The organism is Paenibacillus massiliensis 2301065 = DSM 16942 (assembly GCF_000377505.1).
Classification (GTDB): domain Bacteria; phylum Bacillota; class Bacilli; order Paenibacillales; family Paenibacillaceae; genus Paenibacillus; species Paenibacillus massiliensis.
The window spans coordinates 179,543-195,148 of sequence record NZ_KB898190.1 but is presented as its reverse complement, the minus strand read 5'-3'; the positions used below and the strand labels follow the sequence as shown (position 1 = coordinate 195,148).

Here is a 15,606-nt window from a genome sequence, read left to right as displayed (position 1 = left end):
CTGACAGCTAGCTTAACAAGAATAAGCAGAAATCCGAAGTTTGGTATTCGTGTCGGTTACAGTAAACAAGCACGATTTGACCAACATATTTTTCTTATTCGATGCGGTATTCTCATATTCCTTGCTGTCTAAGTATCGAAACCAAGCCAAATAATGTTGCAAATATTTCGTTGCAACACCATTAAAGCGATCCATCCATTTCTTCAAGCGGCTGTGGTAGCTGTTTACGTTTTGGATATGGTATATGCCTTTCACACGCTGTTTTCCGTCGGGCTTGAATCGATAATGAGCCAAGCCTTTTGAATTCGCATAGGAACTGAATGCCCTCCACGAATTAGTGCATAGCACGTTTGAGTCGGAGAGATGACCGCCAATTGCTTCGTCCAATTATGTAGTTCGAATACGTCCACGCCCAAGCACACCAGAGTAGGTCATTTTCTGACGGTCACGAGCAACCAGTACGCACACTTGATCGTGGCTTATACCACAATAATTAGCTTTACCTCCACGTTTACGTGGCTTGCGTTTGGTGAACATGCGTGACTTCATCGTTTAACTGCTCTGCACATTTTCTCAGAGAAAAGCCCTCAATCATGCATTCAATAAAACGAACCTAAATATGAGGTCTTCTCGTGCGTTGAAGAGGGGTGTTTGTAAGGTCATTGAACGTTTGGCGACAGGACTTACAACGGTAATGTTGACGTTTAACCTCTCCAGTGCATGTTTTTACAGCGTACTTTCCAAATCGCAAGACAGAATGATTTTTACAATGCGGACAAACAAGCCCATCTTTGTGCTTCTGCTCTTGAATTTCATCAATTGCCGGTATTTGATTAGCAATCCACGTCGTTCGAGTCTGCAAAAAGTAAACAAGTTCTCGTTTTTCGCTATCGTTTAAGGCAGTAGCAAGCTTTTCAGTTCCTTTAAATCCATAGGTAAACCATCTCCGAATAGTGATATTGCCTATGTTATGGAACGTTTGTTCGTTATTATCAAATATCAACAACAAAGTTTAACAAAGCCTTTTTGTTAGGGGATTATAACCGTGAAGCTGTCGAGTTCTGTAGCCTGTATCTGATTGGATGCGGACCTCTGTTCGGGCAGAGATTCCTTGTGACCTTCATCAATAGCAACCCCTTCACCACTGGTGGGAAAAGACAGATATGGCGTGATTGTCAGTGCTGTGACGTCTGCACCAAGCGGTGCAAACAATTTTGTGCTGGACGAGTAACGGATACCATCACGAACCTCGACGCTGGTTCCTCCTGAAGATGTTACCAACCTTCTGCCTTCCTGATCCTTCACTTTAAAGGTTATCCTATAATCTGAATGATCATCTTCGCTCGTTATTGTATTATAGGTCAACAGCATGCCAGCCGCACTGCTTTTGATGTTAGCCACGTTCAACTCAATATCTGCTACTCGTTGCTTATGGTTCACTGTAATGAGCTGCGTGTCAGTCTGCATGATTACAGGAATATTGAACTTCCATTGCCTGTTCTCTCCCTCATGGAAGAGAAGGCCTAGCTCGAACTGATCCGGCAGATCAGCAGGTGGGTCGATGTCAATAATTCCGACATGATAGGTTGGTGTTATTTCTGTTCGGGTCTGGCCTCTGTTGAAGAAAGTTTCTTTGCCGTTCACGGTAATGTCAGTCCTTAGTTGGGCATCCCAGTCCAGTGGCTGCTGCGATACCAAGGAATAGGCCACGGATAGTCTTATTCCGTCGTAAAACACCTCGTTAATGGTCATCGAAGTACCATCGTTGGTTCGGGTCTCTCCAATGGCCGTAGTTAAGCCCTGCTCACTGGCATTCCTCAGCCCGGGATCTCCTTGCTGAACAAATATTGAACCGATTACGGGAATCTGCGCCATGATACTGGCCATAGCCGGAGAGACGAAGCCTGAGCCAAGCAGCAGACCAAGTGTGGCCACGGCGGCGCTTGCACGATACAACACTTTTTTTCGTAGCCGGGTGGGCGATGGTCTTCTCGGATGCTCCTCTTGACAGGTAGCTGAAATGATCTGATCGAGTCGATCTATCGGCACGGGGATGCTGTCGATCTCCTTTTTAAAGGAAGGAATCTGTTCTGTCTTCATCATAGGCTCCTTTCAGTTGTTGGCGAAGGCTGGACAAGCCGCGATGGATATGAGTCTTGACCGTACCTTCAGGAATATCCAGGATCTCGGCAATCTGCTTGATCGTGAAATCTTTATAGAAGCGTAGCAGTAGCACCGACTTGTATTTCTCTTCCAGCGTGTCCAGTGCTTGCAGCAGATCAAGCTGATCTTCAAGCTGTCCATTGTCCGTGCTGGCGTGATTTTCAAGTATTTCTGGACTAAAAGGGATCACTTTCTGTTTTCTTCTTAGAAGGGCAAGAGCTGTATTAATCAGAATCCGCGTCATCCATGTGGAGTAGTATTGGTTGTTCTGAAGCGTGGAGATCGACTTGAAAGCCTTATATATCGTTTCCTGAAAAACCTCCAACGCATCCTCTTCATTCCCCATATAGATATAGGCCATTCTGTAGAGCTTTTCTTTGTCAGCGTGGACCAGCTCCTGAAATGCTTTCGGATCACCCTGCTTGGCTCGGATAATCAGTTCTGAATATGTACTCAAGGCTAATTTACCTCCTTCTTCTCTGAATTAGAGAGATTAGGCTGGCAAAACGTTTCAAAATTCTTTGAAATGGGCTGTCATAGGAGTCATATAGAACCCAATACTGGATAAGGGGAGGCATATTGAGGAGGCAGGGCATACAGGGAGAAGAATACGCAGGGAAAAGAGCATGAGGTGAGAAGGATACGAAGAGGCATGGAAATGATTAGAACGTTCCTGAAAGTAGGATAAAATAGCTGGACAAAGTAAGATAAGAAAGCAAAAGTGAGACAAATACGCAAAACAAGAACGCAAAACAAGAACGCAAAACAAAAATGGGCCTTCACACCAGAGTGCCGTAGTGGCTGCCCGTGACGATCAGACCCATTTCTAATGAGAGATTGCTTGAGCTAGCTTATAGTGGAACCGTCACCTTCTGCTGCTGCTTGTAGTATACCCAGGATGTATAGCCAATCTCCTTCAGCAGGCTGCGTACTTCCTCCCAGTCATCACCGACACGGGATGGTACATGAGCGTCCGAACCAAAGGTAACCTCGACTCCATAATGACAAGCACGTTCCAAAATGCTATTCGACGGATACCATCCACCGACTCGCTTGGTCTTCCCAGAGGTATTAATCTCAATGGCTATGCCGCAGGAAGCAATCGTCTGCAGGGTATCGTCTATAGCTGCTTCGGCCTCGATATCCGAGAATGCAGGATAGTTGCCCTTCATAGCGTCGATATGCCCTAGAATCTGGAACATACCACTCCGTGCAGAATCCTTGATCATTCTGTAATAGGTGTTCTTGACCTCCTGCTGCTTCTCCGTGCTAAGACCCTTCCAGCGGCGCTCATTGAAAATGCTGACACCCTCCACATGATGTACAGAGCCGATCAGGTAATCAAATGAATAGGCAGCGAGCGTTGTTCGATACAATTCGAAGTGCTCCGGAAAATAGTCTGTCTCCAGACCGAGCAGTACATCAATTCGTCCTGCATATTCGCGCTGCAGCTTCAGAACCTCTTCAACGTAGCCACTTAGCTGTGATTTCGCCATGTAGATTTGTGGGAATGCCTGATCCTTGTCACTGCACAAGTATGGGGAATGATCAGATATACCGATCACCTGTAATCCTGCTGCTATGCCAGCTTCTATGTAGTCCCTTATGTTGCCGTCTGCATGTCCGCAGCGGAAATGGTGAGTATGCAGGTCAAACTTCATGTTGTCTGTTCCTCCTTGTCACTCGGAGCTGATAAAATGCGTCTCCGGCATTCCCTTCAGGTCGCTTAAAAATTGTTGCATGGCAGAGTTCAGATAACGGGTGGATTTATAGATGACTCCTACAGGATGACTAACTTCCAGCTCACGAACAGGGATTAGCTTGAGCGTCCCGGCACGCATCTCGGCTGTTACGGATTGCTTGGAAATGATGGCAGCTCCAAGATTAATCTCAACCATCCGCTTTACTTCTTCACTGCTGGACAATTCCATCACTACATGAGGCTCAATATTGAATTTCTTAAATACATCATCAACGAAGCGGCGGCCTACCGTATCAGGTGACAAGAGAATCAGGGGAATCTCGCGCAGAGCTTCCATCGTCGCCTGTGGCCTGGATGCCAAGGGGTGATGGGGCGAGACAACAAGCTCGAAGGTATCGTAATACAAAATCGAAGTACTGAGGTTCGGATTGCGCTCAATCAAATACCCGATTCCTACATCGATCAGTCCACTCTCCACCTGCTGATAAATGGCTGATGAGGGCATGGATTGAATGGAGGTCTTGATCAGAGGGAATTGGTCCTGAAAATAGGAGAGTACTCGCGGTAAAATCTGAATGGCTATGGATGTGGTCGTGCCCATAATGATCTGACCTTGAGGTACCTCTTTCAGATCGGTCAGCTTCTGGCGTAGCTCCTCCACGACATCCAGTATTCGTTCGGCATGCTCTAAAAATACCTTTCCCGGGTCCGTTAAGGTCACCGGCTGGTTCCGATCGACGAGCACGGTCTTGAACTCATCCTCCAGGCTCTTGATCTGGGCGGATACCGCAGGCTGAGTCAGATTTAGCAGCTCTCCCGCCTTGCGAAAGCTCATGGTTTTGGAGATGGTAAGCAGGGTCTCCAATTGGCTGATATTCATGGAATCCCTCCTAATCTGTTGTTCACAATGCCGGAATTCTTTTTTCTATCCCTAAATTATAGGTGAATCCAGGCGCTAGGGCAATGAGAGAGCCGTCGGAACGTGATAAAAGCAGCTATTTTTTTCATGTGCAAGCTGGAATTACTGCTACGGGTTCCTCACATGTTATTGTGTTCCTTCATTAAATGAACGGAAAATCATGGGATAAGTGAGCTATTTCCCCCAATGCTCCTGTCTCTGACCGTAGTTTACATTTATGTAGCACTTGTACCGTTTAAGTATGTGAATAGTATGTGAGAAAGCTATATACCCTCATTCATTTGCCCGAAAAATTACATAAGACTAAAGTCCTTTAGAATTAAATTTGGTACAGACTACCAATATCACTGGTGAAATTTTCGTATAGGACAAAGTTCGTATAAATTGTACTTTTTGCTATAAAAAATGGCTTTCCTTTTGACGATAAGGAAGAAGTGACGTGTTATTTTAATTTATAATGAATTGTTTTTGATCTTACAGTATAATACAAATAATGATAAATGGGACTTTTGTTGTGTGACTAAAAACCCATAAGCGAAGGGGTGCAAGGTAACGTGAAGGCGGAAGTAATTAATCCTTTTCTGGAATCGGCTCGTAATGTCATTGAGCAGTTGATTCAAATTTCTCCCTCGACAGGAGCCCTCGGTATCAAGGACATCGAGGTGATTGACGGGCATATCTGGATCATGATCGGGATGACGGGCCAATTGAGTGGTAATGTGATGTTCGGTATTCAGGAGCAGGTGGCCCTCAAGATCGTGTCAGCGATGATGGGTGGCTTTGTGATTACAGAAATGGATGAAATGAGCAAAAGTGCCATCTCCGAGCTGGGTAACATGATTAGCGGTAACGCAAGCACGATTCTGTCCAATCAAGGGGTCGCAGTAGACATTACTCCTCCGCAGGTTGTGAATTCCTCAAGTCTCAACATCAGTCCACAGCGTGCGCTATGCATACCTCTTGTCATGGATGGAATCGGTGAACTGGATATTCAGGTGATGATCTCCTAATATAGAAGATATCATTCTTCTAATCAGACATGTTGCATGGACGATGCAGGATGCTGATAGGTCAAAGGAGCACCGATCATGAGTAGGCTGAAGGACAAGGTTGTATGGATTACAGGAGCATCCAGCGGCATAGGAGCCATGTGTGCGGAGCTGCTTGAGCAGCGAGGTGCCATTCCCGTTCTGACGGCCCGATCAGCAGAGAAGCTACAAGCGATTTCCACTCGTCTGCAAGGCCGACACCAGTGGATGAGCATGGACGTCACAAGTGATGAAGAGGTCGCCCAGACCGCGGCCCGTATCCAGCAAGAGTTCGGAGCGGTAGATATCGTGCTCAATAATGCTGGATATGGAAAATTTGAGGCGATCACGGATATGCCCATTGAGGAATATGGACGTATGATGGACGTGAATTATATGGGAGCGGTGCGGTGCATTCAGGCTGTGTTGCCAGCGATGCTTGCACGGAGGGACGGTCAAATCGTCAATGTCGCCTCTATGGCAGGAAAGATCGGGACAGCCAAATCCACTTCGTATACGGCCACGAAGCATGCTTTGCTTGGATTCAGCAATGCACTGCGTCAGGAGATGCGTGGGACGGGGATCACTGTAACAACGATTAATCCTGGACCGATAGACACGCCCTTCTTCGATATCGCCGATCCCAATGGAAGCTATGTCAGCAACGTCAGATGGATGATGCTCAAGCCGGAGCAGGTCGCAGAACAGATTGTACGTGCGATGGAGAAGCGTAAGGAAGAGGTCAACTTGCCGAGACTGGCCTCCGCGGCGATCCGGCTGTATCAGCTATTTCCCAGGCTGGCCGATCGGCTTACCCATGGGATTATGAATCAGAAATAGACTGGCTGTGTACTGACAGCCGGTTTTTTTGCGTGAGAAGGGCTGTCTGCATGTAGGCTTCCTGGACCTGTAAAGAACGTAATTTGGTCAGGGAGCTCTTTTCGCATATAATGGAAGATGATGATGAATCAGAGCTTTCACCTGCAAAATAGTGCAGCTAGTATGTAAGACTGAACTTCAGGAAAGCTGTTGATGAACAACGGTGAAAATATGTATAGGGGTTGGACGATCTTGACAGAATTGAATTTTACAGCATTGAATATACAACAATCACTTACGGACAAGCTTGCAGAGCATGGCATTACGCAGCCATCGCCAGTGCAGCAGGAGACCATCCCGCTAATTCTGGAGGGACGGGATGTGCTCGCCAGATCGCAGACGGGTACAGGGAAGACTTTGGCATACTTGCTGCCCCTTCTTCAGTCTATTAATCCTGCTGAAAAGAGTACCCAGAAGCTGGTGCTGGCTCCCAGTCAGGAGCTTGCCATGCAGATCGTCCGTGAGGCGCAGCGTTACGGTGAGAGTCTGGGCATCGGGGTGCTTGGTCTGATCGGCGGAGCGGCAGTCAAGCGCCAGATTGACAAGCTGCGTGAACATCCAGCCTTGGTGGTCGGTACCCCTGGACGGGTGCGTGAGCTGCTTGCATTGCGTAAGCTGAAGATGCACAAGGTATCTACGATCGTCGTGGATGAAGTAGATCAGATGTTCAAGCTCGGAGACTCTGGCGAGGTACGCAACATTCTGAAGAGCGCTCTTCGGGACCGCCAGCTGGTCTTCCTGTCTGCTACGCTGAATGATGAGATTCGGGGACTGGCCCGTCAGGAGATGAGAGAGCCAGCTGAGGTAGGTATTGATCCGAGCCGAGTAACGGCTGAGGGGCTTCAGCATCTTTATTTTGTGTGCGAGGAGCGTGACAAGGCGGATATGCTTCGCCGGATCGTAAGGCAATATAATCCGCGCAAAGCCATTGTCTTCGTTAACGTCACGGACGATCTGGGCGAAGTCGAAGCAAAGATGAACTATGTAGGCTTAAGTGCTGCGGCTCTATACGGGGATGCGGATAAGGTCACCCGGGCTCGCGTCATGTCGCAATTCCGCAATGACAAGCTGAAGCTGCTGATCGCCTCGGATGTGGCGGCTCGCGGACTGGATGTCGAGGGGCTGGACATGGTTATCCACTATGACCCGGCTACCGATGCCGAGCACTATGTGCACCGGGCAGGCCGCACAGGTCGGATGGGTAAAAAGGGAACGGTGGTCTCCATCGTCACTGAGCGCGAAGAATTCATTATGCGCAAATTCTCACGGGAGATCGGGGAGAGCATTCAGCAGCGTGTGCTTCAGGACGGCAAGGTGCTCAGTCTGGATGAGCAGAAGGCCTACTCCGCCCCGCGACATGCCAGAACGGGCAGCGCCAGTCACAATATGAGTAATGGCAGTAAGCAAGATAGCCATAAGCAGGATAGCAGCAAACGTAGTAGCAGTAATAGGAGCAACAGCGGTAACAGCGGTAATGGGAATAATAGCAGTAATAGTAATAGCGGTAAGACCACCAGCACCACGAATGGCGGTCGTAAGAGCACCAGTCGTACAGGTCCGTCCCCTGAGCGATCGGAACGTGCAGGGAGAAGTGCCAACACATCTGGTCGCAGTCCGCTGAAGAGTCAGCGTGATCGGGATCGGGATCGCAAGAATAAAGGAGCACCGAAGTGGCTCAAGGAAAAAGCATCCCGCTCAGATGAATCAACCCGTGAATAAATAGATCAATACGCAGGCGCTGCCGAGAGTCATGTGTCGCGGCGCCCGGAACGGAAAAGAGGGGAAGCCATGCAACAGGAACAGAAGCCTGTATTGGAGATTAGCGGACTGACGGGCGGCTACAGCGCCAAGCGTCCTGTACTGCACGATATCTCACTGGAGGTACGTCCCGGGGAGATGATCGGTCTGATCGGCCTGAATGGAGCAGGCAAGAGCACGACCATGAAGCATATTCTGGGACTCATGACGCCGCATAGCGGAGTAATTCGGGTACAGGGCTCGACCAGGGAACAGCAGCCGGAGCAATATCAGGCCGGAATCGCTTTTGTCCCGGAGGCACCTGAGCTATATCCAGAGCTTACAGTGATGGAGCATCTGGAGTTCACAGCTCGTGCTTATGGTGTGAGTGAGGAGGATTTTCGCACGAGATCAGCGATGCTGTTGGATTTGTTCCGGATGAAGGAGAAGAGCGGCAGTCTGTCGATCCACTTATCCAAGGGGATGCGTCAGAAGGTGATGATTATGTGCGCCTTTTTGGCAAGGCCACCGCTGTATATCATTGATGAACCATTTCTGGGACTAGATCCGCTGGGGATACGGTCTTTGCTGGATTTCATGCTGGAGATTCGGAATTCAGGCTCGTCCATTCTGCTTAGCTCACATATTCTGTCTACCATTGAGAATTATTGTGATCGGTTCGTGGTGCTGCATCATGGCTCCATCATTGCCAAGGGCACTTTGGATGAGGTCAGAGCACAGGCAGGGAAACCGGGCGTCCCGCTGGAGGAAGTATTCTATTCTCTAGTACAGGACAGGGATTAAAGCCATGGACTTGAACAAGCTTCTGCAAGACAGAAGAGCGTCGTTCTGGAAGCAAATCCTACCTTATCTCGGGTATGTGCTGCAGAGTGGACTTGCTGCTGTGTTTGCCTTTATCATGATTGCATTCGCAGCATGGTACACCTCGCTGCTGCAGAACGTTCCAGCGGAACTGCCCATCCGTTGGATCATGCTGCTCGTACTGATTCCTGTTGCTTATAGCAGCTACCGGACCTATCTGACGGATGCGGATATCGTCTTCCTGCGTCCGCAAGAGTATCGAATGCAGGCTTATTTTCGGAGTGTACATACAAGAGGAGTCACCTATAAGGCAATAGGTATGCTATTGCTGCTGATGATCCTGTGGCCGCTGTACGTGCGCAGTGAGGTAGAGCCGAGAGAACTGATTCTGTCAGTCGTCCTGCTCCTGTTGGTTAAGGGCTTGTCAGGCTATGGCGGATGGCAGGAGCTTAGAATGGTCTCTCCATCACTGCGAAGAGTGTTTGCAGTAGGTAGATGGGTGCTTGCCCTGCTCATTCTGGGAGCCTGGTGGTGGTATCCGCCATTGCGGAGCCTTCCATTCATTGTGCTCATTGCTGTGTTGTATCTGATTCTGCTGCGCCTCCCCATCAAGCATCCGGTGCCATGGGAGCTGTTGATCGCCCAAGAGAAGAGCAATGGTGGCAGACTGATGCGCGTATTAAGCTGGTTCGTAGATGTGCCCGCATTGGGACAGCAGATTACATCACGCAGTTGGCTTTCCTGGCTAGGAGCCGGGATGGGCTGGAATCGAGCCAATGCTTATCGCTTTCTCTTAACCAAGACCTTCACTCGCACCGAGGCTGCGGGGATTGTCATCCGCTTATTGGTGCTTGGTCTCTTGCTCGTTGGCTTTACGGCATCCGGATGGCTTGGCAGTCTGTTGTACCTGCTCTTCCTGTTGCTCATTGGTCTTCAGATCACCTCTCTGCGTCGCAGTCATCAGGAATCGCTGTGGCTACAGCTATATCCGATTACGTCGGAGCAGCGCAAGCAGGCTTTCCTTAGTTTTATTACGCGCATGATCCTACCAATCGTTATCTTGCTCTGGCTCCCTTTGCTTAGCGGCGGAATGGAGCGATTGGGGATGAGTGTATTGACCTTGGCTGGCGGTGGAGTTGTGCTGCTGTTGATGAGAGCTTCTCAGGCCAGACGCTGGGCTAAGGCGGAAGAGGATGAGTAGCAGAGCTTGTCTGGCGAGGTTAGTTGGGAGTTGGGATAGCGAGGTAAATATAGAATTTATAAAGTGAGAGGGAGCCGAAGTCAGGCTCCCTTGTTTTATTTTGGAAGTACCATGAACAATTCTACAGTGGGTTTACTGAACAGACACACACTAGATTAGGTAGGGAGTTTCTTTATGAAATTGTGTATGATGATCATCTTCGTGTGTATCCTGACTTCTTGTGGATTAAGTAACAATGGATTGCCGACTAGCGAGAACGAAACATCTACTAACTTATCAAGAGATTTTAAGGATGTAGAGACTAGGAAAGAAAGCGTTGACCAAAGTGAGAATAAACAATACTTCCAGAAGGCAATTTATACTCACGGTAATGTAAAGAGTCTATACCCTGTGCTTGTTCATTTAGAAGATTCAGAAAAACAAAATAGAATCAACAAAATGCTGAAAAATGATGTTTTGAGAGCCTTGGAAAGTTATATAGAGGATAATCCAGACATGGAAATTCAACTGGACTTCACTCCACGTCGCATCGGAAAAGAATTGCTGAGTATTCAATACCTGGGTACTAGTTACACTACAACTGGCGCTTACCCTGTTAATATTTCTTTTACAACTAATGTTGATTTAATCACTGAGAAGAGGATCGGAATTACAGACTTGTTAATTATAAACGATACTTTTTTGGAACTGCTGAGAAAAGCAAAATATGTAACATATGATCCAGATTTAGAAGTTGAATCAGAAGCTAAGGATTATTTTAATAGTTATACTAATCATGAGTTAATTTCCTATTTGGAACATTCTGATGAGTTTAGCGAGCAGAACGAATTAGGTATCTACACATATATTACGAATGACTCATTGGGCATCTCCTTTGAAGTACCCCATGCGATTGGAGACCATGCGGAGTTCGAGATTAGTCTTAGTGAGTTACAGGATGGTACTTTTAAATAGAAGGGGTGGATTGAGCCAATATTCCAGTAAGCACCTCACTTGTCAGGAGAGAACTGAATCAAGGGAAAAGTTATAGAAAAAATATCCGTAAGAATTTGTGGGGGATTTTCCTGATTATTCAACTGCTTTCTTAGAAATGAAAATCCAATCATTGTCCATAATATATTCAAATTATCCGCATTTCAACTATAATCATGTAGCTGTATCTATTCCGATAAGGTACCGTGGTAAAAATATAGGACTACACAGAGTGTTATTTAACTTTGATGGGGGAATAGAGGACGACTTTTATTTTATGGATTAATTCCTTCTAGACTTTAATATATCTTGTATAAACAGAGCAAAAACAAGGGCGATCACTGCGTACATACGCGTGATCGCCCTCTTCTAGTTCCAGTAATTACACCAAATCCTGATAGGCCTGGTACACAAGATTGTACAGATCCTCCAGATACTCCTCTGCAATACAGGAGAAAGCAATGCGCAGATCATGCTCACCAAGAGCGATGGTGCCTACGCCATATTGCTGCAGCAGATGAGTGCGCAGTTCCTCGGCATGGACCTTCTTCAGCTTCAGACACATGAAGTAGCCGGAGTTGAACGGATAGTATTCCCATGCATCATCATACTTGCCTGTGTCCAGCAATGCCTTGACCTTGTTCGCCCGACCCTTCATCACTGCGAATTTCTCAGCCTTTTGGGCTTCGAATTCCGGTGACTGCAGCGCATCCAGCACGAAGGTCTGGGACGGGTGTGGACCGCTGGAGATGGTGGCACGAATGATACCCAGTGTCTTTTGCTCCAGAGCGGAGAGGACCTCGCTGCTGTCAGAAGCATAGGTGATGAAGCCGACGCGGAAGCCCCATACATACTCTTCCTTGGTGGCACCGTCAATTTTGACAGCCAGCACCCGTGGGTGGATATTTGCAAGTTTGCCAAAAAGGGACTCCTGCAAGGATTCCTCAAAGAATAGTCCAAAGTAGGCGTCGTCCGTAACCACCACGACGTTGATCCCGGCTTCAGCAGCATCGCGGATGGCGGCAACAATCTCGTTACCTTCCTCAAGACCCGGAGTGTAGCCAGTCGGGTTGTTCGGGAAGTTGAGCAGCACGATCGCTTTGCCCTGCTCCTGCTGAGCCATGAGCGCCTCGCGCAAGCCTTGACTGTTGAACCGCATATCCTCTGTGAACAGCGGATAATTGACGAGACGAGCATGACGACGGACACCGAAGGTCAGCTCGTAGTTCTCCCAGTTCTTGTCCGGATAAATGACAGCATCGCCTTCGTCAGCGAACAGATCAGCCACGATACTGAGACCGTGGGTCAATGCATTCGTCACGATGGGAGTGCCGAAGGATTTATGTTGTAAGGATGGGTTCTCCACCAGCATTTTGCTACGCCAAGCTGTACGCAGCTCAGGCTTGCCCGCAGGAGGGGCATAAGGATACAGATCCTTCGGTTGGAAAGCCGACAGCTTCTCCTGAATGACACTCAGGTGCATTGGGCCGCCTTGTTCAGTAGCGATACCAATGGTGGCATTGTATTTTTGGGCCAGCTTCCCTGCTTCGGCAGATTGACTCAGAATACCTTCCTTCGGAAAGTAGATTTCTTTGCCGAGGGTGGAGAGCATTTCGTATACATGCACTTGCTCGGTGTGAAGCGTGTGATTCAATTGCTCAGCCAATGAATTCATTCGGTTCATCCTTCCAGTCGATGGAAATGCATGACCCTGTACCGCAGGGCAGCATGGCACCATCTAGTTCTAATTACTAATTGCCATACATTATAGCATTTCACCGCGGCACAGTCACCCGAAAAAGCGCATCGTCACAGGGAAAATCAAGAAGAATGGAAAGGACAATATTTACGCATGAGCTCTGCAGTCTGAAAGTCCTTACCTTGAGCACGTTCCTCCAGTCGTTCAGTCATCTCCTTCCGGGCCCCTGCACTCAGGTTTTGCCCAAATTTGAACTTGGCTGTCAGCGAGGAAGGCATGATCCGGGTTACGGACACGCCCTTGAGTGCAACACGGTAGCGTTCATCACTGGCCTGAATAGGGGCATATCTGCCCTCTGGCTGGAGCTTGCGCATGAATGCGCCGAGTACGGCTGCCTTCTCCTCCAGATCCGTGACAGCCTCCGCATGTCCGAGTAGGGTAACACTTTTAAAATACGCGGTTGCTGGGCAGGCAAGCTCCGCATCTGTGTAGTAGGAGGGGATGAGCGAATATTCCTCAGCCACGGTGAAGCTGACCTGAGCATGAGCCTTTATATTCTTCATTTTCTCTCCAGCGTAGCTACCATGAAAATAAATAATTCCGTTCTCATACACAAAATTAAGTGGAGTCACGCGCGGCTCTCCCTCTTGGGTCACGGTTCCCAGAAAGCCGAACGTCATATGATCCAGAAATTCCTGAATATCCTGCTCCTCTTCTACGCTGAATTCTTTTCTTCGCATACTCAAATAGCCTCCTTCATCGTATGCTCTAGCCGGCCGGTTCGAGATATGTAACTAGCATAAAACGAAAATTGACATGAAAATAGATCCACTTTAAAGTAATTTGTATAGGCCACTTATTTGGAGTCAATTTTGACTCTTATGGAGTTGAAGATCATGGACTTTATGCTGCCGCTGGAATCTTATATAGAGCGGTATCGGTATAAATATGCTGCGCTCTACCATGCGCTCAAGGATGCCATCTGGGAGGGGAGATTGGAGGAGGGCACGCGTCTTCCGTCTTCGCGCTGGATGGCCAAGCATTATGGACTTTCGCGTGGTTCGGTAGCCGAGGCTTATGAGATGCTACAGGCGGATGGCTATGTGCACACCGAGATCGGAAGCGGTACCTACGTAGCGTTTGCAGCGACCTCGGTCTCCAGTCCAACAGAGGAAGCGCCGATCCTTCTCTCTCCATGGGCCAGACGAGTCATGAGCACGAAGCTGCCCCCTCGTCAGCAGGATGAAGGTAGGCTGTGCCCTTCCTTTACGTCGTCAAACCGTTTACCTGAGGCTGAGGCGTCACAGTATTCCTTTGGGGGTGCCATACACACGCCAGGCACTGCGGATGCTCCGAGCCCAAGCGACATCAGCTTTGTGCCTCGCCGCATGCCAGAGGATCATTTTCCCGATGCAGAATGGCGAAGGTCGCTTTCAGCAGCTGCAGCGGCTAGCGCAGTGAATCGAGGGGTGACTGATGCGAAAGGAAGCCTTGAATTGCGGGAAGCCATCGCTGCCCACCTGCGCCTGACACGAGGTATCCGTACATTGGCAGAGCGAATTATTTTGTTCAATGGCTCAATGCACGGCATTGCGCTGCTGACGCAGCTGCTTATACAGGAGCAGGATGAGGTGGTGCTGGAGCAGCTATGCTATCCTGGAATTCGCAGAGCAGTCGCGGTCTGTGATGGGCGGATTGTAGCCGCAGAGCTTGACCGGGAAGGGATCATCCCGGACGACTGGAAGGCTCGGCTGCTATTCGTGACACCAGCCCGCCAATTTCCCACTGGAGCAGTGCTAAGTCTGCAGCGCAGAAGAGAGCTGTTAAGCTGGGCTTCGCGAACGGGGGCCGTCATTGTAGAGGATGACTACGACAGCGAATTCCGCTGGGGAGGCAGGCCGATCGAGCCCTTGAAGGCACTGGACACAGAGGAACGCGTGATCTATGTAGGGTCCTTCTCCAAGACGATGCCGGAGGATTTCCGTGTAGGCTTCGCTGTAGTACCTCCCTCACTAGTGGAACCTTTGCTGTCGGCCAAGCAGCTATATGATCCGATCCCTTCCGGGCAGCTGGAGCAGCGGGCTATGGCTTATTTCATGACGAGAGGTAGCTATGCTCGCCATCTGCGTCGTCTTACGCGCTTGTATGAGATACGATATTCTGTCTTCACTACATGGATGAAGTATTATACAGATTCATTATTTGACCTGGAGCCAACCGATGCAGGTCTACATGTCTTCGGACGCTGGCGGCAGGACCCGGCGAGCTACGAGGTGTTCAGGCGAGCTGCAGCTGTGCGTGGTGTCTGGATGAGGGACATGAAGGACTATAGCTTGTCTCCCTCGGTTCCAGCGGTGAGCTTCGGCTTCTCGCATCTGGATGAACAGCAGCTGGAGGAAGGGGCCCGGCGTATGCAACTGGCATGGCAGGATGTGCTGGACTTGCAGAAGCAAGGCGAACAACAGGATTTGGACAGGAGGTAGG

13 protein-coding genes and 1 pseudogene are annotated in these 15,606 nt (G+C 48.9%); 7 read left to right on the top strand and 7 right to left on the bottom strand.

The features are described from left to right. Nucleotides 1-12 precede the first annotated feature (12 nt). The 5 genes and pseudogenes from D328_RS30685 to D328_RS0113535 all read right to left on the bottom strand — a co-directional run bounded on the left by D328_RS30685 (nucleotide 13) and on the right by D328_RS0113535 (nucleotide 4,745). Nucleotides 13-952, bottom strand: a pseudogene (locus tag D328_RS30685) (IS1595 family transposase). 77 nt (nucleotides 953-1,029) lie between these two features. After that, nucleotides 1,030-2,100, bottom strand: a complete 1,071-nt coding sequence (locus tag D328_RS29100) for a DUF4179 domain-containing protein (RefSeq protein ID WP_018885564.1) — start codon at nucleotides 2,098-2,100, stop codon at nucleotides 1,030-1,032. After that, nucleotides 2,072-2,620 (bottom strand): sigma-70 family RNA polymerase sigma factor, encoded by a 549-nt coding sequence (locus tag D328_RS0113545; RefSeq protein ID WP_018885563.1) that lies wholly within the window; start codon nucleotides 2,618-2,620, stop codon nucleotides 2,072-2,074. The genes D328_RS29100 and D328_RS0113545 overlap by 29 nt, the downstream gene beginning before the upstream one ends. 394 nt (nucleotides 2,621-3,014) lie before the next feature. Beyond that, entirely contained in the window at nucleotides 3,015-3,824 is an 810-nt protein-coding gene (locus D328_RS0113540) for a histidinol-phosphatase (RefSeq protein ID WP_018885562.1), read from the bottom strand. 18 nt (nucleotides 3,825-3,842) lie between these two features. Further along, nucleotides 3,843-4,745 carry a LysR family transcriptional regulator gene (locus D328_RS0113535; RefSeq protein WP_018885561.1) on the bottom strand — a complete coding sequence of 301 codons (903 nt, stop codon included), beginning with the start codon at nucleotides 4,743-4,745 and terminating at the stop codon, nucleotides 3,843-3,845. Between the two features lie 593 nt (nucleotides 4,746-5,338). On the opposite strand from D328_RS0113535, the gene D328_RS0113530 reads away from it, so the two are divergent. From D328_RS0113530 to D328_RS0113505, 6 genes are all read left to right on the top strand, one after another. Then, complete coding sequence (locus D328_RS0113530; protein WP_018885560.1) at nucleotides 5,339-5,794, top strand: chemotaxis protein CheX; 456 nt, start codon at nucleotides 5,339-5,341, stop codon at nucleotides 5,792-5,794. Nucleotides 5,795-5,872: 78 nt separating this feature from the next. Next, nucleotides 5,873-6,652, top strand: a complete 780-nt coding sequence (locus tag D328_RS0113525) for an SDR family NAD(P)-dependent oxidoreductase (RefSeq protein ID WP_018885559.1) — start codon at nucleotides 5,873-5,875, stop codon at nucleotides 6,650-6,652. Between the two features lie 231 nt (nucleotides 6,653-6,883). Then, nucleotides 6,884-8,410 carry a DEAD/DEAH box helicase gene (locus tag D328_RS0113520; RefSeq protein ID WP_026281167.1) on the top strand — a complete coding sequence of 509 codons (1,527 nt, stop codon included), beginning with the start codon at nucleotides 6,884-6,886 and terminating at the stop codon, nucleotides 8,408-8,410. 69 nt (nucleotides 8,411-8,479) lie between these two features. Further along, nucleotides 8,480-9,232 carry an ABC transporter ATP-binding protein gene (locus tag D328_RS0113515; protein ID WP_018885557.1) on the top strand — a complete coding sequence of 251 codons (753 nt, stop codon included), beginning with the start codon at nucleotides 8,480-8,482 and terminating at the stop codon, nucleotides 9,230-9,232. Nucleotides 9,233-9,236: 4 nt separating this feature from the next. Next, nucleotides 9,237-10,451 (top strand): ABC transporter permease, encoded by a 1,215-nt coding sequence (locus tag D328_RS0113510; protein ID WP_018885556.1) that lies wholly within the window; start codon nucleotides 9,237-9,239, stop codon nucleotides 10,449-10,451. A 174-nt stretch (nucleotides 10,452-10,625) separates the two neighbouring features. Further along, nucleotides 10,626-11,405: a hypothetical protein gene (locus tag D328_RS0113505; protein WP_018885555.1), complete on the top strand. Its 780-nt coding sequence runs from the start codon at nucleotides 10,626-10,628 to the stop codon at nucleotides 11,403-11,405. Nucleotides 11,406-11,805: 400 nt separating this feature from the next. Here the strand turns inward: D328_RS0113505 and D328_RS0113500 are convergent, their stop codons facing one another. Both D328_RS0113500 and D328_RS0113495 read right to left on the bottom strand, forming a co-directional pair. After that, on the bottom strand, nucleotides 11,806-13,098 hold the full coding sequence (locus D328_RS0113500; protein WP_018885554.1) for an aminotransferase class I/II-fold pyridoxal phosphate-dependent enzyme: 1,293 nt from the start codon (nucleotides 13,096-13,098) through the stop codon (nucleotides 11,806-11,808). 146 nt (nucleotides 13,099-13,244) lie between these two features. Beyond that, nucleotides 13,245-13,862 carry a pyridoxamine 5'-phosphate oxidase family protein gene (locus tag D328_RS0113495; RefSeq protein WP_018885553.1) on the bottom strand — a complete coding sequence of 206 codons (618 nt, stop codon included), beginning with the start codon at nucleotides 13,860-13,862 and terminating at the stop codon, nucleotides 13,245-13,247. Between the two features lie 156 nt (nucleotides 13,863-14,018). Between D328_RS0113495 and pdxR the strand changes: the two genes are divergently transcribed. Continuing rightward, the gene (gene pdxR, locus D328_RS0113490) at nucleotides 14,019-15,605 is read left to right on the top strand and encodes a MocR-like pyridoxine biosynthesis transcription factor PdxR (RefSeq protein WP_033413037.1); all 1,587 of its coding nucleotides are present in this window, start codon (nucleotides 14,019-14,021) and stop codon (nucleotides 15,603-15,605) included. Nucleotide 15,606: the final 1 nt, after the last annotated feature.

Bases quoted from the DNA above. Each gene is read 5' to 3' on its own strand.
- D328_RS29100 (WP_018885564.1), bottom strand. From the start codon at position 2,100: ATGAAGACAGAACAGATTCCTTCCTTTAAAAAGGAGATCGACAGCATC.
- D328_RS0113540 (WP_018885562.1), bottom strand. From the start codon at position 3,824: ATGAAGTTTGACCTGCATACTCACCATTTCCGCTGCGGACATGCAGAC.
- D328_RS0113535 (WP_018885561.1), bottom strand. From the start codon at position 4,745: ATGAATATCAGCCAATTGGAGACCCTGCTTACCATCTCCAAAACCATG.
- D328_RS0113525 (WP_018885559.1), top strand. From the start codon at position 5,873: ATGAGTAGGCTGAAGGACAAGGTTGTATGGATTACAGGAGCATCCAGC.
- D328_RS0113515 (WP_018885557.1), top strand. From the start codon at position 8,480: ATGCAACAGGAACAGAAGCCTGTATTGGAGATTAGCGGACTGACGGGC.
- D328_RS0113510 (WP_018885556.1), top strand. From the start codon at position 9,237: ATGGACTTGAACAAGCTTCTGCAAGACAGAAGAGCGTCGTTCTGGAAG.
- D328_RS0113505 (WP_018885555.1), top strand. From the start codon at position 10,626: ATGAAATTGTGTATGATGATCATCTTCGTGTGTATCCTGACTTCTTGT.
- D328_RS0113500 (WP_018885554.1), bottom strand. From the start codon at position 13,098: ATGAATTCATTGGCTGAGCAATTGAATCACACGCTTCACACCGAGCAA.
- D328_RS0113495 (WP_018885553.1), bottom strand. From the start codon at position 13,862: ATGCGAAGAAAAGAATTCAGCGTAGAAGAGGAGCAGGATATTCAGGAA.
- pdxR (WP_033413037.1), top strand. From the start codon at position 14,019: ATGGACTTTATGCTGCCGCTGGAATCTTATATAGAGCGGTATCGGTAT.